The 20,584-nt window shown below is 68.4% G+C and carries 14 protein-coding genes and 1 pseudogene; 9 read left to right on the top strand and 6 right to left on the bottom strand.

Features of this window, described 5'->3' with window-relative positions; all coding sequences use genetic code 11:
* Nucleotides 1-138: 138 nt before the first annotated feature.
* Nucleotides 139-762, top strand: coding sequence for an RBBP9/YdeN family alpha/beta hydrolase (locus PI86_RS00870; RefSeq protein ID WP_039317692.1), 624 nt, complete (start codon nucleotides 139-141; stop codon nucleotides 760-762).
* A gap of 40 nt (nucleotides 763-802) precedes the next feature.
* Here PI86_RS00870 and PI86_RS00865 read toward each other — a convergent pair whose 3' ends face one another.
* The 3 genes and pseudogenes from PI86_RS00865 to PI86_RS00855 form a co-directional block, all read right to left on the bottom strand.
* Nucleotides 803-2,923, bottom strand: coding sequence for a phosphocholine-specific phospholipase C (locus PI86_RS00865; RefSeq protein ID WP_039317689.1), 2,121 nt, complete (start codon nucleotides 2,921-2,923; stop codon nucleotides 803-805).
* Nucleotides 2,924-2,980: 57 nt separating this feature from the next.
* A complete protein-coding gene (locus PI86_RS00860) occupies nucleotides 2,981-3,265 on the bottom strand; it encodes a hypothetical protein (protein ID WP_014895862.1) in 285 nt (94 codons plus the stop codon).
* A gap of 160 nt (nucleotides 3,266-3,425) precedes the next feature.
* A pseudogene (locus PI86_RS00855) lies at nucleotides 3,426-3,935 on the bottom strand (LysR substrate-binding domain-containing protein); the annotation flags it as partial.
* A gap of 140 nt (nucleotides 3,936-4,075) precedes the next feature.
* On the opposite strand from PI86_RS00855, the gene PI86_RS00850 reads away from it, so the two are divergent.
* Nucleotides 4,076-6,277, top strand: coding sequence for a TonB-dependent receptor (locus tag PI86_RS00850; RefSeq protein WP_039317687.1), 2,202 nt, complete (start codon nucleotides 4,076-4,078; stop codon nucleotides 6,275-6,277).
* A 56-nt stretch (nucleotides 6,278-6,333) separates the two neighbouring features.
* Here PI86_RS00850 and PI86_RS00845 read toward each other — a convergent pair whose 3' ends face one another.
* Complete coding sequence (locus tag PI86_RS00845) at nucleotides 6,334-7,602, bottom strand: MFS transporter (RefSeq protein ID WP_039317682.1); 1,269 nt, start codon at nucleotides 7,600-7,602, stop codon at nucleotides 6,334-6,336.
* A gap of 107 nt (nucleotides 7,603-7,709) precedes the next feature.
* On the opposite strand from PI86_RS00845, the gene PI86_RS00840 reads away from it, so the two are divergent.
* From PI86_RS00840 to PI86_RS00830, 3 genes are all read left to right on the top strand, one after another.
* A complete protein-coding gene (locus tag PI86_RS00840) occupies nucleotides 7,710-8,756 on the top strand; it encodes a LysR substrate-binding domain-containing protein (protein ID WP_039317729.1) in 1,047 nt (348 codons plus the stop codon).
* A gap of 84 nt (nucleotides 8,757-8,840) precedes the next feature.
* Nucleotides 8,841-9,080: a type II toxin-antitoxin system Phd/YefM family antitoxin gene (locus PI86_RS00835; RefSeq protein WP_052319342.1), complete on the top strand. Its 240-nt coding sequence runs from the start codon at nucleotides 8,841-8,843 to the stop codon at nucleotides 9,078-9,080.
* The gene (locus PI86_RS00830) at nucleotides 9,080-9,460 is read left to right on the top strand and encodes a type II toxin-antitoxin system VapC family toxin (protein WP_039317677.1); all 381 of its coding nucleotides are present in this window, start codon (nucleotides 9,080-9,082) and stop codon (nucleotides 9,458-9,460) included. The genes PI86_RS00835 and PI86_RS00830 overlap by 1 nt, the downstream gene beginning before the upstream one ends.
* Before the next feature lie 21 nt (nucleotides 9,461-9,481).
* Here PI86_RS00830 and dapA read toward each other — a convergent pair whose 3' ends face one another.
* Nucleotides 9,482-10,375, bottom strand: coding sequence for a 4-hydroxy-tetrahydrodipicolinate synthase (dapA, locus tag PI86_RS00825; RefSeq protein WP_039317675.1), 894 nt, complete (start codon nucleotides 10,373-10,375; stop codon nucleotides 9,482-9,484).
* A 452-nt stretch (nucleotides 10,376-10,827) separates the two neighbouring features.
* Between dapA and PI86_RS00820 the strand changes: the two genes are divergently transcribed.
* A complete protein-coding gene (locus PI86_RS00820) occupies nucleotides 10,828-11,847 on the top strand; it encodes a sulfate ABC transporter substrate-binding protein (protein WP_039317671.1) in 1,020 nt (339 codons plus the stop codon).
* Nucleotides 11,848-12,025: 178 nt separating this feature from the next.
* Nucleotides 12,026-12,994 carry an ion channel gene (locus PI86_RS00815; RefSeq protein ID WP_039317668.1) on the top strand — a complete coding sequence of 323 codons (969 nt, stop codon included), beginning with the start codon at nucleotides 12,026-12,028 and terminating at the stop codon, nucleotides 12,992-12,994.
* Nucleotides 12,995-13,068: 74 nt separating this feature from the next.
* Here PI86_RS00815 and PI86_RS00810 read toward each other — a convergent pair whose 3' ends face one another.
* Nucleotides 13,069-13,683 (bottom strand): glutathione S-transferase family protein, encoded by a 615-nt coding sequence (locus PI86_RS00810; RefSeq protein WP_039317665.1) that lies wholly within the window; start codon nucleotides 13,681-13,683, stop codon nucleotides 13,069-13,071.
* Between the two features lie 473 nt (nucleotides 13,684-14,156).
* Here PI86_RS00810 and PI86_RS00805 point away from each other — a divergent pair, with 473 nt between their 5' ends.
* Both PI86_RS00805 and PI86_RS00800 read left to right on the top strand, forming a co-directional pair.
* Nucleotides 14,157-14,714 (top strand): sugar O-acetyltransferase, encoded by a 558-nt coding sequence (locus tag PI86_RS00805; protein ID WP_039317662.1) that lies wholly within the window; start codon nucleotides 14,157-14,159, stop codon nucleotides 14,712-14,714.
* A 2,271-nt stretch (nucleotides 14,715-16,985) separates the two neighbouring features.
* The gene (locus tag PI86_RS00800; protein WP_039317658.1) at nucleotides 16,986-20,558 is read left to right on the top strand and encodes an indolepyruvate ferredoxin oxidoreductase family protein; all 3,573 of its coding nucleotides are present in this window, start codon (nucleotides 16,986-16,988) and stop codon (nucleotides 20,556-20,558) included.
* Nucleotides 20,559-20,584: the final 26 nt, after the last annotated feature.

The following is a 20,584-nucleotide window of genomic DNA, read 5'->3' as shown; positions in this document are numbered from 1 at the left end:
GGCCGGTGCCGTGCGGCCCGCACCGGCCGACCCGGTGACCGTCCCGCGCAAAAGCAAAGCACAAAATATTGGTTCGGCCGCCGGGCGCGGCGCGCCACAATCGAACCCCGTCTCCAAGCAAAGCAAGCGAGGGCAATCATGCGCGCATGCAGCAAATCGGCGTGGCCGCCGCGGCTCTTGACCGTTCCGGGCCTGCACGGCAGCGAAGGCGCTCACTGGCAGACCTGGCTGGAGCGGCAGTTCCCGCGTTCGCTGCGGGTTGAACAGGCCGACTGGGATGCGCCCGACCTCGCGCGCTGGGCGCAGTCAGTACGCGCGTTGCTCGACCGCGAGCGCGGTCCGTTCGTGCTCGCCGCGCACAGCTTCGGCTGCCTCGCGGCCGCGCATGCGCTCGCGCAATGGCCGCAGGCGGCCGAGGTCGCGGGCGTGCTGCTCGTCGCGCCCGCCAGTCCGCAGAAATTCACGTTCGCCGGGCCGTTCGACGCGCGCCGGCTCGCGGTGCCGTCGATCGTGATCGGCAGCGAAACCGACCCGTGGATGCCGCTCGCCGATGCGCGCACGCTCGCGCAGCGGCTCGGCAGCGCGTTCGTGAACCTCGGCGACGCGGGGCACATCAACACCGCGGCCGGCTTCGGGCCGTGGCCGCGGGCGAAGTATTTCATCGACACGCTGGTTCATTGCGCGGCGCCGCTGCGTTTTCGCGACGCCGACGACGGCTTCGACGCCGCGCTCGTCGACCGCGCGCTCGCGCACGCGGTCTGAAATTGCGCGGCGGGTGCCGCGCAACGTCGTGCCGTGGCGCTTACGACGCGGCGACCGGCTGCACCGCGGCCGGATCCGAGTAGCTCGGCCGGCCGTTCTCGACGTGGCCCGCGAAGCGGCGCGAGAACGTGCCGTTCGCACCGTCGCTCACCGTTACGTCATACCAGTGGTGGCTCGACGCGAGCGCCCACTGCTCGACGTGCTCGTCGCCGCCGTGCAGCGTCACCTGGCGCGCGGGCGCGCCGTACGCGTTGTCGGTCAGCGTCAGCGTGACGTGGCCCGCGCCAGGGTTGCGCAGCTTCAGGTACAGGTTGCCGTTCGCGATGTCGTAGCCGGCCTTCACCTCGGGCTGCGCGTGGTTGCGGCGGCGCGCCGTCTCGGCCGACACGTTGCCGGAGAACATCCGCACGAAACCGTTCGGCCCGTACACCGAGAACGCGTAGGCGCCATTCGTTTGCGTCAGGTCGAAGTCCGCGTGCAGCACGCGGCGCGCGCCGACCGTGTAGCGCCACGGGCCGTCGGTGCGGTTCGCCGCGTACACGTGGAAGTGCGCGCCCTGGTTGCCGCGGTTCGCGAACTCGATGCGCAGTGTGTTGCCGCCGTAGATGCTCGCGTTCACGTGCAGTTCGTACGGCAGTGCGCGCGCGGGCCGCACGCCGGGCTCCTGCGGATCGATCGGCGACGGCGTCGCGGGCACGGTCGGCGCGGGCTGCGACGTGCATTGCTGGTCCGCGACCGAGCGGTACTGGCTCGTATCGGGCAGCGACGGGAAGGTCGCGTCGGACGAGCGGAAGTCGAACGCGGCGGTGAGGTCGCCGCACACCGTGCGGCGCCACGGCGTGATGTTCGGTTCGTCGACGCCGAAGCGCTCGCCGATGAAACGGATCACCGACGTGTGGTCGAACACCTGCGAGCACACGAAGCCGCCCTTCGACCACGGCGACACGACCGTCATCGGCACGCGCGGCCCGAGGCCGTACGGCAGCCCGTCGGCGGTGTAGCTGCCGCCGCGGCCGGGGTTCACGACCGTATGCAGCTCGCCGTCGGTCGTCACGGTCGATATGCCCTGCGCGGCCGACGTCGGCGGCTGCGGCGGCACGATGTGATCGAAGAAGCCGTCGTTCTCGTCGTACATGATGAACAGCACGGTCTTCGCCCACACGTCCGGATTCGACGTGAGCGCGTCGAGGATCTGCGACGTGTAGTTCGCGCCGTACGCGGGCGTGTATTTCGGATGCTCGGAGAACGCGGCGGGCGGCAGCAGCCACGATACCTGCGGCAGCCGGTCGTTGATCACGTCGTCCTTCAGGTTGTCGAGCGTGCGGACCGTCTGCGCACGCTGGTACAGCGACGAGCCCGGCTGCGCGTTGATGAAGTTCGTGAAGTTCTGCAGGATGTTCGTGCCGTAGTTGCCGTTGTACGGGTCGGCCCAGGTGAGCCCCTGCTGGTAGATCTGCCACGACACGCCGCGCGCCTCGAGCCGTTCCGGGAAGGTCGTCCACGACAGCAGCTGGTACGCGGGCGGCAGGTCGCCGTCGACGTAGTCGGCGTTGTCGAGCAGTGGGCCGCCGAACTTGCCGGTCGGGTCGACCGTACCCGTCATCAGGTACGAACGGTTCGGGTGCGTCGGCCCCGGCAGCGAGCAGAAGTAGTTGTCGCACACGGTGAACGCATCGGCGAGCGCGTAGTGGAACGGGATGTCCTCGCGCACGTGATAGCCCATCGTCATGTCGGTCTTGTTCGCGGGCCACTGGTCGTAGCGGCCTGCGTCGATCGCCGCGTGGGTCTTCGCCCACGAGTGATCGAGCGCGCCGAGGCACTGCGCGCTGGTCGTCTTGGTGTCGAGCCGGAACGGCAGCACGGGCTTCGCCGGATCTTCCTTCGACGGCTGGTACCACACCGGCTTGCCGTTCGGCAGCGGGATCGGGAAGCGGTCGTTGTAGCCGCGCACGCCGCGCAGGTGTCCGAAGTAATGGTCGAACGAGCGGTTCTCCTGCATGAACACGACGATGTGCTGGACATCGCGGATCGTGCCGGTGCCGCGCGCGGCCGGAATCGCGAGCGCACGGCGGATCGATTCGGGAAACGTGTTGAGCGCGACGGCCGCGCCGGCGGATTGTGCGACGGTCTGCAGGAAACGGCGGCGGCTGAATGACGTCATGTTATTTCACCTCGGTTCTGCGATCGGGGAACGGGGACACCAACAGGAACGGCGGGATCAGTGCGGCGACGATGCGGCGACGCCGGACGTGCCCGCGTTCGGCGCGGGCTTCGCGTCGTCGTCATCGTCGGGCGGGTAGTGAACGACGGGCGGCGCGAGCGGCGCGGCATCGGACGCGGCGGCGTTCGCACCGGCAGCACTGTTGAACGCGCTCGCGGCGCCGGACGATGCGCCGGCCTGTTGCGAGGCGTCGGTCGCGTGCGCGTCGTGCGGCGCGTCGTCGCTGCAGGCGGCGACGAAGGCGGTGGCACATAGAACGACGACGAGGGCAACACGACGCATCACTTCTCTCCTGGCAGGCGGATCGGGAAACGTTTTCGAGTATGCCGGTGCGATGCGACGATTCGGTGAATCGTTTGCGACCGGCGCGTGATCGCGAACGGCTTTCGTCGAGCCGACTAAATGCTTTCGCGCGCTTCGCCGCGCAGCCGGGCGCCGCGTGTCAGCGGCGCGGCGTCCGGCGCCGCACTTCGCTGCGCAGCCAGTCGAGCCACGTGCGGATCGCCGCTTCGCGCGGATGATCGGGGCGCCACACCACGTAGTGCGCATACACGTCGGTCACGCGCACCGTCGACACGCGCACGAGCGTGCCAGCCGCGAGTTCGGGTTCGATCAGCGAGCGGCGCGCGAGCGCGACGCCGCGTCCTTCCAGCGTCGCGTCGATCAATGCGTTCGCGTCGGTGAAGCGCGGCGCGCACGCGGATTCGGTCAGGTCGAGCCGCGCGGCCTGGAACCACGGTTCCCACGGCTGCGCGGGATGGCGCAGCAGCGTCGCGCGCACGAGATCGGCTGGCGCGCGCGGCGCGATGCCGTCGCGATTGCGGTACGCGGGGCTCGCGACCGGGAACACCGTCTCGTTCATCAGCTTCTCGGCGACGACGCCGGGCCAGCTGCCGGGCCCGTAGCGCGAGGCCGAGCGGTCGGTCGCGCGCTTCGCGAGTGTGGCCAAGGAAGGCGGGCTGCGGCCGTCCGGCGGCATAGCCGTTTCGTTCGACAGTTCGTTCGGATGACGAAGTTCGGACGTGTCCAATTGCCATGCCGGCTCCAATCAATTTGAATGAGAATCATTATCATCGATGGAGTGGAGTGAACATGAGTCTCTGCATTCAGTCGAACGCGCTGCCACCGCGTGGCGCGTCCGCGTCCGTGGCATTCGCGATGATGACCTGTGTGGCCGCACCGGCATGCGCAGACGAGGGCGAGCTGCGGCATGTGCCGCATCTGACTCCGATCTTCGTCCACGGCAATCGCGACGCCGGTTCGCTTGTCGACCGGTCGGGTTCCGCGAAATATGCGAAGCCGCTGCTCGACGTGCCGCAGACGATCACCGTCGTGCCGCGCGCGGTGCTCGACGAACAGCAGGCGCTGAGCCTGCGCGACGCGCTGTCGAACGTCGCGGGCATCACGTTCAACGCGGGAGAGGGTGGCGGCGGGTCGGGCGACATGTTCAATATCCGCGGCTTCGGCGCGAACGCGAACCTGCAGCTCGACGGGTTGCGCGACAGTGCGCAGAACAATCGCAGCGACCTGTTCAACATCGAGGCCGTCGAGGTGATCAAGGGGCCGAACTCGGTATTCGGCGGCGCGGGCACGACGGGCGGTTCGGTGAATCTGGTGAGCAAGACACCGAAAGCCGCGGCGCTCACGGAGGCCGGCACGATGCTCGGTACGTCCGGCTACCGCCGCGTGACGCTCGATGCGAACCGGCCGGTGCCCGGCACCGAAGGCCGGGCCGCGTTCCGCCTGAACGCGATGGCGCATGTCAACGATGTGCCGGGCCGCAACGACATCCGCAAGCGCCGCTGGGGCGTCGCGCCGTCGCTCGCGTTTGGCCTCGGCACGCCGACGCGCGTCACGCTCGGCTATTTTCACCAGTACGACAACAACCTGCCCGACTACGGGCTGCCGGCGCACAACGGCCAGGTGCTGGCCGGCATGTCGCGCGACCGCTATTTCGGCTGGCGCAATCTGGATCGCGAACGGATCACGTCCGACACGTTCACCGTGAAGGCCGAACACGACGTGTCGTCCGGCCTGAAGGTGCAGAACCTGAGCCGCTACGCGCACCTGAATCGCGATACGGTGATTTCGGGAGCGCGCGTGAGCCTGGAAGGGCTGCCGCCCGGGCGTTACAAGCCGGCCGGGCCGCAAGGCTACGGCCGCGACGCGTCGACCGCGATGTGGGCGAACCAGACGAACGTGACGAGCACGTTCACGACGTTCGGCGTCGGGCACACGCTCGTGACGGGCTTCGAGATCTCGCGCGAAACATACGGCCGCACGACCTATTCGTACGGGCTCAACCGGTTCTACCCGGCCGACGGCTTCGCGCTCGCGGCGCCACCCGGCGCGTGGCGCGGCCCGGCACAGCGCGAGGACAGTGCCCGCCAGGACACCGCGCTGGTCGTGAAGGCGCTGTACGCGTTCGACACGATCTCGGTCGGCCGCTACTGGGACATCGACGTCGGGCTGCGGCACGACTGGATCGACGGCTGGGCGGAAGGGGCCGCGGCCGGCAAGCCCGCCGAGCGCGCGGACAGTTCCGATCGTCACCTGAGCACGCGCGCGGGGCTCGTGTTCAAGCCGACCGACAACGGTCGCGTGTATTTCGCGTATGGCACGTCGTTCAACCCGTCCGCCGAATTTCTCGCGACTTCCGGCTCCGGCGTGAGCGCGGCAACTGGCGCGCTCGCGCCCGAGAAGAACGAGAGCTTCGAGCTCGGCGCGAAATGGGAGGGGCTCGCGGGCGTCGCGCTGAACGGCGCGCTGTTCCAGACCGAAAAGAACAACGCGCGCGAACGCATGGCCGACGGCAGCTACGCGCTCGTGGGCCGGCAGCGCGTTCGCGGCATCGAGCTCGGGGCTGCGGGCAAGGTGACGCGGCAGTGGGACGTGTTCGCCAACTACACGTATCTCGCGAGCGTCACGCTCAGTTCACCGGCCACGCCGCGCCGCGATGGGCAGGCGCTCGGCAACACGCCGCGGCACGCGTTCAACCTGTGGACGACCTATCGGTTGCCGGCGGGCTGGACGGTGGGCTACGGTTCGCACTTCGTCGGCCGGCGCAACGTGACGTCGCAAGGCGACGGCAAGCTCGGTGCGTACTGGGTGCACAAGCTGATGGCGTCGTACGACGTGAGCCGCAGGCTGCGCTTCCAGCTGAACGTCGACAACCTGTTCGATCGCGCGTACGTCGAACGCGTGCGGCAGGTGGCGGGAAACGCATCGCAATCGTCGGCCGTCGAGTTCGGCGACGGCCGCTCGGCGATGCTGTCGGCCGTGTACAAGTTCTGAATGCTGCGCCATGCGGTCGGGCAGGACGGGCGTCGCCGCTGGCGCCCGCTTGCCGGCTAGCGGGCAAACAACGGGTACGTTGCCGCCGCGATCAGCGCGGTCGCGAGCCACACCACGCTCCACGAGCTGACGGCGAGCAGCGGCGGAATCGCGAGCGGCGTCGCGAACAGCCCGAGATAGACGACCGTGTTCGCCATCCCGAGGGCGGTGCCTGCGTGGTTCGCGCCCGCGAGCGTCGCGAGTTCGGTGTACGCGACGCCGTGCCAGGCCGACACGCAGATGCCGGCGAACACGAGGATCGCGACGATCGCGGCGAGTGGCACATGCGGGCTGCCGGCGGTCGCGGCCGCGAGCAGCGCGAACGATCCGGCCGCGACGCAGACCGACCCGCGCAGGTACGCACGCCGGTTGCCGTGCCGGTCGGTATGGCGGCCGCTCCACACGCGCATCACCATCGCGCCCAACTGCAGCGCGACCATCGCCGCGCTGATGCCGGCGAGGCCGAGCCGGCCGAAATCGTGCAGGAACACGGTCGCGAACGTGAGTACCGCGAACTGTGGCGCACACAGCGCGCCGATGCCGAGCACGATGCGCCAGACGCAGCCGCTCGCGAGCGGGCTGCGCGCGGGCGCGGCCGGCGGTTGCTGCCCGACGGCGCGGTTCGCGGCGACGGGCGCGGTGGCCGCCGCATCGGGCGGTTCGTGCAGCCAGCGCCACGTGAGCGCGGCCGATCCGGCACACAGCAGCATCAGCGCGCCGTACACCGCGGCGAAGCCCGCATGCGAAGCGAGCGACGGCAGCAGTGCCGCGCCGACGCCGCCGCCGAGCGGCACGGCCGTCTGGCGGATGCTCATCGCGAGCCCGCGTTCGTGCTCGCCGAACCAGCGCATCACCGCGCGTCCGCTCGAGCCGTTCACGCTGCCGCCGAGCAGGCCGACGCAGCACATCGCCGCGACGACGCGCATGAGCGGCGGCACCGCGTGCGCGGCCGGGACGATCGTGGCCACCATCAGCGCCAGCATCGCGGCGGTCGCGACGAGGCCGGTGAGCAGCACGCGGCGATCGCCGAAGCGGTCGGCGGCGATCCCCCATGGCAGTTCGGACAGGGCGACGCCGAAGCCGAGCGCGCCGAGCACGAGGCCCAGCGCACCGTTGTCGAGGTGATAGGCCGAGCGCATCCACACGGCGGTGGTCGGAATGCCCGCCGCGGCGGCGGAAAAGCTCATGTTCGCGGCGACGCCGGCCGCGAGCACGCGCCAGCGATGGGCCGGGCCGCGCGCGTCGCGCGCGGGCGAGGACGGGGATGCTAGGCAGGAGGTATCCATGGCGACAGGGCCCGTTTGGAAATTGACATCGCCAGTGTGGCGACCTACATTCATCCTGAAAATCGGAAAGTTTTTGATGAATCGTTCGATAAGACGGGATGATTGAGATGTCCGGACAAGACCATGCCCATGGCGACGCGTCGCTCGCGGCACCCGACGCCACGCTGGCCCGGCCGAACTTCGACGTCGCGGCGTTGCGCAGCCTGGTCGCGGGTGTGGATCTTGGCAGCTTCGCGAAGGCCGCCGATCGCGTCGCGCGTTCGTCGTCGGCGGTGAGTGCGCAGATCCGCAAGCTCGAGGAACAGGCCGGCACGCCGCTGTTCGTGAAGGCCGGCCGCGGGCTCGCGCTGACCGACGCCGGCGACGCGATGCTGCGCTATGCGCGGCGGATGATCGAGCTGAACGACGAGGCGGCCGCGGCCGTGCGCGGCGTGAATCTCGACGGCTGGGTGCGGGTCGGCCTGCAGGAGGACTTCGGCGAAGCGATCCTGCCCGACGTGCTCGGGCGTTTCGCGCGTGCGCATCCGAAGGTGAGGATCGAGGCGCGCGTCGCGCGCAACGCCGAGTTGCTCGAGCGGCTCGACGCGAACCAGCTCGATCTCGCGCTCGTGTGGGGCGACCCGGCGTCGGCGGCGCTGGTGTCGCGCGCGGGCATCGACAGCGACGCGATCGCGCAGGTGCCGATGCAGTGGATCGCGGCGGGCGGCGCGAGCGGTTTCGGCATGCTGGACGCCGACGGACCGGCGGATGCGGTCGACGACGGCGCCGCGCGTCTGCGTGCGATGCGCGCGTCAGGCGAGCCATTGCCGCTCGTCGTATTCGACCGGCCGTGCCGCTTCTTCGGCGCGGCGACCGATGCGCTCGACCGCGCGGGCGTGCCGTGGCGCGTCGCGTTCACGACGCCGAGCCTGGCAGGGCTATGGGCGGCGGCGGCGGCCGGCCTCGGGCTGACCGTGCGCTCGCACTACGGGCTGCCCGCGTCGGTGCGTGTGCTCGACGCGGCGTCGTCCGGGCTGCCGGCACTGCCTGGCCTGCCGCTGATGCTGTTGCGGCGTACGTCGTCGGCGACGCCGACCGTCGAGCGGCTCGCGCGGATCGTCACACAGGCGGTGCGGGACGCGACGCGAGGGGAGGCGGGGGCGCTGGCGGCGTGATGGCGATCGACACGCCTGCGCTCGGCTGGGCGTTCGGCCTATTGGAGGGACGGGGCTAATGTCGTGACAATGGTGGATCACTCAATGGAGGCCATCATGCAAGTTGCCACTGTCCCGGAAGCCGCGCTCGATCTTCAGCGGCTTCTCGATGCCGCGATCGCCGGCGAGCGCGTCGTGATCATGCAGGACGGCAAGCAGTCGGTCCGGCTCGTGCCGCTCAAGCCGATTCATCATTACGGGCTCCTCAAGGGGCAGATATGGATCGCGGACGACTTTGACGCACCGCTTCCCGATGATTTGCAGGATGCGTTCGAAGGAAAGTGATGCGGCTGCTATTCGATACGCACATCTTTCTCTGGATGTGGGCCAATGATCCGAAATTGAGCGCTCGCGCGCGCAATCTGATTGCTGAAGCCGACGAGGTGTTCATCAGCAGCGCGAGCATCTGGGAAGTCGCGATCAAGGCCGGGACGGGGAAGCTGGACGTGGAGGTGGACCGGATGGTCGAAGCGATTGCGATGAGCCGATATCGGGAGCTGCCGGTTCGGGCCGCGCACGGCGCAGCCGTGCGCTATCTGCCCCACTATCATCGCGATCCGTTCGACCGCTTGCTGGTCGCACAGGCCTGGTCCGAACCGATGCTGCTCATCACCGCCGACGGCCATCTTGCGCAGTATGGCGCGTCGCGGATTCTGACGGTCTGAAACAGTTTCGGGAGCGAAATCCTACGCTGCCGCGACCACCTGCGCCGACGCCTCCAGCGCCGCGCACAGCGTGCCGAGCCGCTCCCGCAACCCCTCGCTCGCCGGCACGAACGGCAGCCGCAACCCATCCTCGCACCACCCCTGCGCAGCTAGCACTGCCTTCACCGGCGCCGGATTCGGCTCCGCGAACAGCGCTGCAATGAGCGGCTGCAGCGCGACCGACAGCCGCCGCGCGTCAGCGAGCCGGCCGTCGCGCAGCAGCGCGTGGATCCGCACATGCCATTCGGGCAGCACATGCGCGCTGCTCGCGATCGCGCCATGCGCACCGGCGCACAGCGCGGCGAAGTTCTGGTTGTCGTCGCCGGAGAGGATCGCGAGCGGCGTGTCGTGCACGAGCCGACTCATCCGGTCGAGCGTGCCGCCGCATTCCTTGATGCCCGCGACGCGCGGGTCGCGCGCGAGCGCCTGCAGCGTGTCCAGTTCGACGTTCACGCCGGTGCGGTACGGGATGTTGTAGACGAGGACGGGCAGGTCGGCCGCGGCGACGATCGCCTCGACGTGGCGGCGAATCCCGTCCTGCGTCGGCCGCACGTAGACGGGCGGCGTGACGAGCAGCCCGTCTGGCCGCAGCGCGGCGAGTTCGCGGGCGCGGGCGGCCGCGAAGTGCGTCGCGCTCGCGGTGAGCCCGACGACGATCGGCAGGCCGGGCGCCGCATCGCGCAGCGTCGCGAACACGGCGTCCTGTTCCCGGGCGTCGAGCAGCACGCCTTCACCGGTCGTCGCACCCGCGACGAAACCCGCGATCCCCGCCGCTGCATAGTGACGCGCGAGTCGCGCGAGCGCGCCGTGGTCAACCTCGCCGTCGTGGAACGGCGTGATGAGCGGCAGCCAGATACCTTCGAAACGTGTGTGCATGCAAAGCCTCATGGTGGAAACGGAGTGGGAAGGAACCGTTCCGCCGGCGGGGTGCCGGAGCGAGGCGTGCGAGCGAGGAGAAAGAAACGACCTGCGGGCATCCCGTCCGGCATTCGCCTGACGGGACGCGACGTCCCCGTCAGTCGAGGAGTCGTTTTTTCAGTTTCAGCCCGGCCGCGCGCGCACCTGCCGCGACGGCGGCGAGGATCGAGGGCGAGCGCAGGGCAGCGGACATGGATGAACCGGGAAAAGGGCTGAACGGCGATCTTAACATCGGATCGGGCGGGCACGCGAGCGGCGCGCGCCGGTTAGCAGGATTCGAGATTTGCTTTGCATGACAGATTGGAAAGCGCGCGGCGCCCGGCCGCTAGAATGCCCGCTTACGTTTCGATGACAGCGCGTACGCGCGCCGTCACGCACATTCACCACCACTGGAAACGGGGCATATCGCGATGGCAAGCATCAAGGGGATCGGCCGCTGGCTGCACACGGGTACGGCGGCGGCGCTGGTCGTGGCGGCGACGGCCGCTCACGCGGACACGTCGATCCTGAACGTGTCGTACGACGTGACGCGCGAGCTGTACAAGGACATCAACACGAGCTTCGCCGCCGCGTACAAGCAGCAGACCGGCGAGACGGTGACGATCAAGCAGTCGCACGGCGCGTCGAGCGCGCAGGCGCTGTCGGTGCTGCAGGGGCTGCAGGCCGACGTCGTGACGATGAACCAGCCGAACGACATCGACCTGCTCGCCGAGCGCGGCCAGCTGCTGCCGAATGACTGGCGTGCGCGCTTCCCCGACAACAGCTCGCCGTACTCGACGACGATGGTGTTCCTCGTGCGCAAGGGCAACCCGAAGGCGATCAAGGACTGGAGCGATCTCGCGAAGCAGGGCGTGCAGGTGATCATCGCGAACCCGAAGACGTCGGGCAACGGCCGCTACGCGTATCTCGCCGCATGGGGCTACCAGAAGCAGAAGGGCGCGACTGACCAGCAGGCGCTCGAGTTCGAGAAGGCGGTGTTCCGCAACGTGCCGGTGCTCGATTCGGGCGGTCGCGGCGCGACGACGACGTTCACGCAGCGCGGCATTGGCGACGTGCTCGTCACGTTCGAGAACGAGGTCGCGCTGATGGATACAGGGGCGTCCGGTGCGGAATTCGACGCGGTGTATCCGTCGGCGAGCATCCTCGCGGAGCCGCCGGTCGCCGTCGTCGACAGGGTCGTCGACAAGAAGGGCACGCGCAAGGCCGCGCAGGCGTATCTCGACTACCTGTACACGCCGCAGGCGCAGGAGATCATCGCGCAGCACCATCTGCGCCCGCGCGATGCGAACGTGCTGAAGAAGCATGCGGCCGAGTTCAAGCCGCTGAAGACGTTCAGCGTCGAGCAGGTTTTCGGCAGCTGGGCGAACGCGCAGAAGACCCACTTCGCCGACGGCGGCACGTTCGACCGCGTGATCGTCGACCGCAAGTAAGCACGGCGCCTCCCGGCAGGATGACCGCGCAGCCGGCCGCTCATGCGGCCGTTTTTTTTCGGCGTCGCGCGGCGGCGGGCGCCTGCCGCGCGGTGCAGGTCCGCTCCGCAACGGTGCGCATTCCCCGCCGTCGCCCCGCGTGCTACGCTCATCGCCTTCCTGCTTCAGGCATCGCGCGATGAACGTCGATTCGTCCTCCCCAGCCTCCCGCGGCCGTGGCCGCAAGATCTGGTCGGGCACCCGCCCCGTGATCGCGTACGGGATGCCGCCGCTCGGCTGGCGCGACCTCTATCACCGTGCGCTGACGGTGAGCTGGCCCGTGTTCTTCCTGTCGCTCGCGATGCTGTTCCTGCTGCTCAACGGCGGCTTCGCGACGCTCTACCTGCTCGGCAACGCGTCGATCGCGAACCAGTCGCCGGCCGGGTTCGGCGGTGCGTTCTTCTTCAGCGTCGAGACGCTCGCGACGGTCGGCTACGGCGACATGCATCCGCAGACCGTCTACGCGCACCTCGTCGCGACCTTCGAGATCTTCATCGGGATGTCGGGCATCGCGCTGGCCACCGGGCTGGTGTTCGCGCGGTTTTCGCGGCCGCAGGCGAAGATCCTGTTCGCGCGCTACGCGATCGTGCGGCCGCTGAACGGCCGGATGACGCTGATGGTGCGCGCCGCGAATGCGCGCCAGAACGTGATCGCCGAAGCGCAGGCGAAACTGCGGCTGATGCGCGTCGAGGGCACGCACGAGGGCTACACGCTGCGCAAGATCCACGATCTGCCGCTCGTGCGCAGCGAGCATCCGATCTTCCTGCTCGGCTGGAACCTGATGCACGTGATCGACGAAGCGAGCCCGCTGTTCGGCGAGACGGCCGAATCGCTCGCCGCGCGCGACGCGTCGCTGCTGATCACGATCGAGGGCTCCGACGAGACGACCGCGCAGGTCATGCAGGCGCGCTACTCGTGGACCCATGCGGAGCTTCGCTGGCGTTACCGCTATGTCGACCTGATGCACGAGGAAGGCGGTGTCACGCACATCGACTACACGCATTTTCACGAGGTGGTGCCGGTCGAGGTCGATACGGACGAGCGCGGCTCGCCGGGGGCCGTGATCGACGCCGGCGCCGCGGCGCAGACACCCGGGCCGGCCGCATAGGGCCGGCTGTCGGCGGCAACAGGCACCGGCATCCGGGGGAGATCGCCGCCACCGAATGCCGCGCCGTTCACGCGTCACGCATGCAGCAGTCGCGCCGCTTCGCGCTGTTCGACCGCAACCGCGCGGCGGTAGCCGTCGCGGTCCTCGGCGCGCGCGACGTAGTCGCCGAGCACCCCTTCGTGCGGCAGCAGGTGCGCGTCGAACGCGATCTTCAGCGTGCTGGCAAGCAGCAGGTCGGCTGCGGTGAAATGGTCGCCGACGAGCCACTGGCTGTGGGCGAGCGTTTGCGCGAGCGCGCGCTGCACGCGCGTGATGTTGCCCCAGCCGAACGCGACCGGATTGCCCGACGCGCCGGTGAATTTTTCGGCCATCGCGGGCTCGACGCAGGTGGGTGTGAAGAACATCCACTGCAGGAAGCGGCCGCGCAGCGGATCGTCGGGCGCGATGCCGAGCCCGGCACCCGGACAGCGATCGGCGAGATAGAGCAGCACCGCACCGGATTCGGCGAACGGTGCGCTGCCGTCGTCGAGCGCGGGCAGCTTGGCCATCGGATTGACCTGGATGAACGCCTCGCTGCCCTGTTCGTGCGAACGCAGGTCGATCGGCACGAGCTCGTAGACAACGCCGATTTCTTCCAGCATCCACAGCGCCCGGAATGCCCTGGTTTTCGGCCAGTAGTAGAGCTTCATCGCGCCTCCGCGTATGGGTGTGCGTGTCGGTTCGGTGGATGCTCAAGCGTACCCGAGCGGGCGAGGTTCGGACAGGGGCGGCCGACGGCAGCGACGGGTCGTGGGATCGCGCCAGGCCGGCGGTTGCGCGTGGTCGGCCGGATGCGGATCGACGTCGAAATTCGCGCAAAGCCAGGTGTGGTGGAAATTCATGATCTAACTAGTTATAAATAAACTAGTTATGAATAATTTCGAGAATGCCCGGTACGAAGCCGGTGCGACTACAATGGCCCGCCGATCTTGCGGCAGCATCGCGGGCGGTGGTGCGCGCACCGGACGATGACCGCCGATGTGCCGCGAAACGCTAAACCCGGGCCGCCACGCGCAGGTCGTCCGCATGATTGAATTCAGGTCCATGCGATCGCATGCGGCGAATCAGGCGCTGTCGTCGTGCGCCGAATGCCGGTTCGATCGCGCACGGAGTACCGCAACGGATGGCGAACGACGAGCGCACCACGATCATTCCCCGGCGAACGCCGGAATCGGCAGCGATGCGCGCCGAGCTCAAGCGGACGATGGCAATCATCGCGCGGCTGAACCGTCTGACGTTCGACGATGCGGACGAAGTCCGGAGCTTGTTCGGCGAACTGATCGGCCAGCCGATGGATGACGGCTTCCTGCTGATCCCGCCGTTCTACGCGACCGGCGGCGCCAATACCCGGATCGGCCGCAACGTCTTCGTGAACCAGAACTGCACGTTCTATGATCTCGGCGGCCTCGACCTCGGCGAAGACGTGATGATCGGGCCGAACGTGAGCCTCATCACGTCGGGCCATCCCGTCGAGCCGTCGCGCCGGCGCGACTTCGTGGTCGCCCGGCCGATCGTGATCGGGAACAACGTGTGGATCGGCGCGGGGGCGACGATCATCGGCGGCGTGACGGTCGGCGAGAACTCGGTTGTTGGCGCGGGTTCCGTCGTGACGCGGGACGTTCCGCCGGATACGCTGGTCGGCGGAAACCCGGCGCGGATCATCCGTTCGATTGCCGAGTGACGGCGCTCGCAAGCGTGGGCTCGCCTGGCGGTGGGGGCGGAGCGTGTGGACAACCCGCCTCCCCACCCACTCGAAATGCTGTGGATTCGCACGGTGAGTGCGCGCCCGGAGGTCGAATCTACGGGGCTTCCCGGCATTCGGCGATGGCCGCGAGCGGACGCATGAACCGGCTCTGACGATGGGCTGGCGGTGAATGTCGGCGCAGTATCGGTTGTGGATATCCCGGCCGCGAAACCACTCGACATGCTGTGCATTTCACCGGTGAGGGTGTCCGCCTGCGGCCGGATGCTCGTCGCAGGGTGTGGACAACCAGGGTCCGAAACGACGAAAAATGCTGTGCTTTTGAGGGGTGAGCGTCGCCGTCCCAATGCGCGTGGGGCTTGCCTGGTGCGGTTCTCCGGACGTCCGGCCAGATGCGCAGCGCCGCGCATTTTAACGGCACGCGCGGATCGGTGATAGGTCCGGACGCGTATTGCGGTGTGGATATCCTGCCGCCGGACCCACTCGAAGCGCAGTGTATTTCAATGGTGAGCGTCGCCACCCGATCGAGCGAGGCGCTCGCTTGTGCGCGCGTTCCCGCTCTCCGGCGCGGCTCGAAGGGTCGCGCATTCTAACCGCACTCGCGCATGCGCGTTTCGTTCGAGTGCGTGGCTCGATGTGGATATGCGGCATCCGAAGCGACTCGACGCGCTGTGTATTTCCATGCTGAGCATGCGTGGGCGATCGGTCGGCAGCCTGCTTCCGTGCGACTAGCCGGCCCGTAGCGGGATCCGGCGTGCGGCGTGTTCTTCGCGCGAGCATCGGCCGGGTCGTCGAATCAAGCTGCCGGCTCCAATATGCTCTCCCGATCTTTGGGATTCATGCGCAGCGCTGTTCATTCCAGCGGTCGCTGTTGGCGCCCGATCCTGCGGAGCGCCGCATTTTGTCTGAATATCCGGCCGTCGACTCGGTCGAAATACTCCCGATTCCGGCGCGATGAACGAGTTCGTGCTCGGTGTTAGTACTTGAGTTCGTGTGGATATCCCGTTGCCCAGACCCGTCGGCGTGCCGTGTAATTCAGCGGCGCGGGAGGGGGGGCATGCTGCTCGGCTGCGTATGCGTGCATTGCGTTGCACGGTGCTCCGAGTGGCTGATTGTGCCGCGATTCACACCCGAGTCCGCACCTTCGTTCGATAGCATGCCGACGCTCACCGTTGAATTTCACAGTGTTTTGAGTGGTCGCGGGTCGAGCTATCCACACCCGAATTGGCACTCGCGTTCGATCGCGTGCCGGTGCTCACCGTTGAGTTTCACAGCGTTTTGAGTTGCCGTTGGTCGAGCTATCCACACCCGAATTGGCACCCACGTTCGATCGCGTGCTGGTGCTCACTGTTGAATTTCACAGCGTTTTGAGTTGTCGTTGGTCGAGCTATCCACACCCGATCTGCACGCCCTCGTTCGACTGCGCGGCTGCACTCATCAATCAACTCCACGGCCCTCCGACATCTCGCCGAGCCGGTCATCCACACTGAAACCGGCATCCAGGCGTCCAGCACGCCGCGATGGAACACACGACATCCCGCGTCTCTTCCGCGACCGGACAGGCGCATCGGCACGTTGGGCGGGCGGATGGCGGTGTGGATATCGAGCCGTCGAACCGACTCGCAATCCTGTGCAACCGAACAGCGAGGGCGCGCGCCGTAGCGTCGGGACGCGGATGCGGCCGTGTGGATATCTCCCGCCGGTATCCACTCGTCGCGCTGTGGAAGTTGGCGGTGAGCGTCGGAATCCGGACGAACTGCGGACCGACTTCGGTGTGGACATCCCGGCCCCGACACCACTCGAAACCCTGTGCAATCGCAAGGTGAGCATGCGCATGCGATCCGCCTGAAAGCCACCGCATTGTGGACATCCCGCACCCGCGACCAGTCCGAACGCTGTGCATGGCATCGGTGAGGACGTTCGCCCTCAACCGCCCAAACCCTTGTCACACGGGCCGCGAGCGTCCGCCGCCACGCCCGCGGGCCGCCTTCCGTCCATCCGCGGCTTTTCCGGACGACCCACGCGCCCACGCCGACACGCCCTCAACCGTCGCCTGCCACCCTGCGCGAAAACTCTCTCAAATCACGGCCAAAACCTGCGCAGTTTTTCTCACTCCGACGGCACCCGAGCAAGATGAGAAAAAACTTTCTCGTCTCTCCGCGAAAAAATAGAGCCATCCAGCCGCTCCCGGCCGGCGTCGCCCGACGCCCCGGCGCGCGGCCCAGAACAGCACAATCAGGAGACATCCCCATGACCGCCCGCCTGCCAGTCGACGGCCCGCCCGCTCTATCCGACTACCGTCTGACCGACAACCTGACCGCCACGCGCGGCCGGATCTTCCTGACCGGCACGCAGGCGCTGGTCCGCCTGATGCTGATGCAGCGCGCATCCGACGCCGCGCAGGGCCTGAACACGGCCGGCTTCGTCAGCGGCTACCGCGGCTCGCCGCTCGGGATGGTCGACCAGCAGCTGTGGAAGGCGAAGAAGCTGCTCGACGGCAGCGGCGTGCGCTTCCTGCCCGCGATCAACGAGGAGCTCGGCGGCACCGCGGTGCTCGGCACGCAGCGCGTCGAGGCCGATCCGGAGCGCACCGTCGATGGCGTGTACGCGATGTGGTACGGCAAGGGCCCCGGCGTCGACCGTGCCGGCGACGCGCTGAAGCACGGCAATGCGTACGGTTCGTCGCCGCACGGCGGCGTGCTGGTGGTGGCGGGCGACGACCACGGCTGCGTGTCGTCGTCGATGCCGCACCAGAGCGACTTCGCGATGATCGCGTGGCACATGCCGGTCGTGAATCCGTCGAACATCGCCGACATGCTCGAGTTCGGCCTGTACGGCTGGGCGCTGTCGCGCTACTCGGGCGCGTGGGTCGGCTTCAAGGCGATCTCGGAGACCGTCGAATCGGGCTCGACCGTCGATCTCGACGCGCTGCAGACGCACTGGCCGGCGCCGCCGGGCTTCACGCCGCCGCCGGGCGGCCTGCACAACCGCTGGCCCGACCTGCCGAGCCTCACGATCGAGGCGCGCCTCGCCGCGAAGCTCGACGCGGTGCGCCATTTCGCGCGCACCCACAGCATCGACAAGTGGATCGCACCGAGCGCGCAGGCGAATGTCGGCATCGTCACCTGCGGCAAGGCGCACCTCGACCTGATGGAAGCGCTGCGCCGCCTCGACCTGACGGTCGCCGATCTCGACGCGGCCGGCGTGCGGATCTACAAGGTCGGCCTGTCGTATCCGCTCGAGATGACGCGCATCGAGACCTTCGTCGACGGGCTCGCCGAAGTGCTGGTGATCGAGGAGAAGGGCCCCGTCATCGAGCAGCAGATCAAGGACTACCTGTACAACCGCACGGACGGCGCGCGCCCGCGCGTACTCGGCAAGCACGATGCGCAGGGCGCAAGCCTGCTGTCCGAACTCGGCGAGCTGCGGCCGTCGCGGATCCTGCCGGTGTTCGCCGCGTGGCTCGCGCGGCACAAGCCGGCGCTGGATCGCCGCGAACGCGTCGTCGATCTCGTCGCGCCGCAGATCCTCTCGAACGAGGCGGACGCGGTGAAGCGCACGCCGTACTTCTGCTCGGGCTGCCCGCACAACACGTCGACCAAGGTGCCGGAGGGCTCGATCGCGCAGGCCGGCATCGGCTGCCACTTCATGGCGTCCTGGATGGAGCGCGACACGACGGGCTTGATCCAGATGGGCGGCGAGGGTGTCGACTGGGCCGCGCACGCGATGTTCACCAACACGAAGCACGTGTTCCAGAACCTCGGCGACGGCACCTACTTCCACTCGGGCATTCTCGCGATCCGCCAGGCGGTCGCCGCGAAAACGAACATCACGTACAAGATCCTCTACAACGACGCGGTCGCGATGACGGGCGGCCAGCCGGTCGACGGCAGCATCTCGGTGCCGCAGATCGCGCGGCAGGTGGAGGCGGAAGGCGTGTCGCGCTTCGTCGTGGTGTCCGACGAACCGGAGAAGTACGACGGCCATCACGGGCAGTTCCCGCCGGGCACGACGTTCCATCACCGCAGCGAACTCGACACGGTGCAGCGCGAGCTGCGCGAGACGCCGGGCGTCACCGTGCTGATCTACGACCAGACCTGCGCGGCCGAGAAGCGTCGGCGCCGCAAGAAGGGCGAATTCCCCGACCCGGACAAGCGCCTGTTCATCAACGACGCGGTGTGCGAAGGCTGCGGCGACTGCGGCGTGCAGTCGAACTGCCTGTCGGTCGAGCCGCTCGAGACGCCGCTCGGCCGCAAGCGCCGCATCGACCAGTCGTCGTGCAACAAGGACTACTCGTGCGTGAACGGCTTTTGCCCGAGCTTCGTGACGGTCGAAGGCGCGGCGCTGAAGAAGGCCGCCGGCGCGGCGTTCGACGAGGCGGCGCTGGCCGTGCGCGTCGACGCGTTGCCGGTGCCCGCGACGCATCTCGACGCGGCGCCGTACGACATGCTCGTGACGGGCGTCGGCGGCACGGGTGTCGTGACGGTCGGCGCGCTGATCAGCATGGCCGCGCACCTCGAAGGCAAGAGCGCGTCGGTGCTCGACTTCATGGGCTTCGCGCAGAAGGGCGGCTCGGTGCTGTCGTTCGTGCGGATTGCGTCGAGCGACCAATGGCTGAACCAGGTACGCATCGACACGCAGCAGGCGGACGTGCTGCTCGCGTGCGACATGGTGGTCGGCGCGAGTGCCGAGGCACTGCAGACGGTGCGTCACGAGCGTTCGCGGATCGTGGTCAACACGCACCGGATTCCGAACGCGTCGTTCGTGCAGAACCCCGACGCGAACCTGCACGCGGATGCGCTGCTCGAAAAGATGCACCATGCGGCGGGTGACGGCTACCTGTCGAGCTGCGACGCGCAGGCGCTCGCCGCGAAATTCCTCGGCGACTCGATCGGCGCGAACATCCTGATGCTCGGCTACGCGTGGCAGCTCGGCCTCGTGCCGGTGTCGCTCGCCGCGATGATGCGCGCGATCGAGCTGAACAACGTCGCGGTGCCGATGAACAAGCTCGCATTCGCGATCGGCCGGATGGCGGCCGGCGACGCGGTGGGTCTCGAGGCATTGTGGAATGCGCGTCACAAGGTGGCCACGGAGGTCGCACCGGCGACGCTCGCCGAGCTGGTCGCCGATCGTGAAGCGCGCCTCGACGCATACGGCGGCGCGCATTACGTCGAGCGCTACCGCGCACTGGTGAACGCGGCGCGTGCGAAGGGCGACGATGCGCTGACGCGCGCGGTCGCGACGACGTTCTATCGGCTGCTCGCGGTGAAGGACGAATACGAGGTCGCGCGGCTGTACGCGGACGGCACGTTCCGCACGGCGCTCGAAGCGCAGTTCGAAGGCGTGCCGGGGCAGGACTATCGCGTGAAGTTCAACCTTGCGCCGCCGACGGTCGCGAAGGCCGGCAGCGACGGCAGCGCGCCGAAGAAGCGCGTGTTCGGCCAGTGGATGTGGCCGGTGCTCGGCACGCTCGCGCGCGTGCGCAGCCTGCGCGGCACGTGGCTCGATCCGTTCGGCCGCACCGCCGAGCGCAGGATGGAACGCGCGCTCGCGGACGACTACGAGACGACGCTCACGCGCGCGCTCGCCGCGACGACGGCCGGCAATGCGGCGCAGGTCGCGCAGCTGGCGGATCTTCACGCCCGCGTGCGCGGCTTCGGTCACGTGAAGGTGCGCAACCTCGCCGGCGTGAAGCGCGCCGAGCGCGAGCTCGCGCTGCAGCTCGGCATCGATGCGGCGACGAGTGCGGCCGTGCAGCACGCGCTCGACGAGATGAAGGGCGCGGGGATGCTGAAGGGGATTCCGGTCGTCGTCGCGAAGTAACGCGAACGCGCGCGGAGATGAAAACG

The sequence above is a fragment of the Burkholderia sp. A9 genome (assembly GCF_000801975.1).
This window is presented reverse-complemented; position numbering and strand designations above follow the sequence as displayed.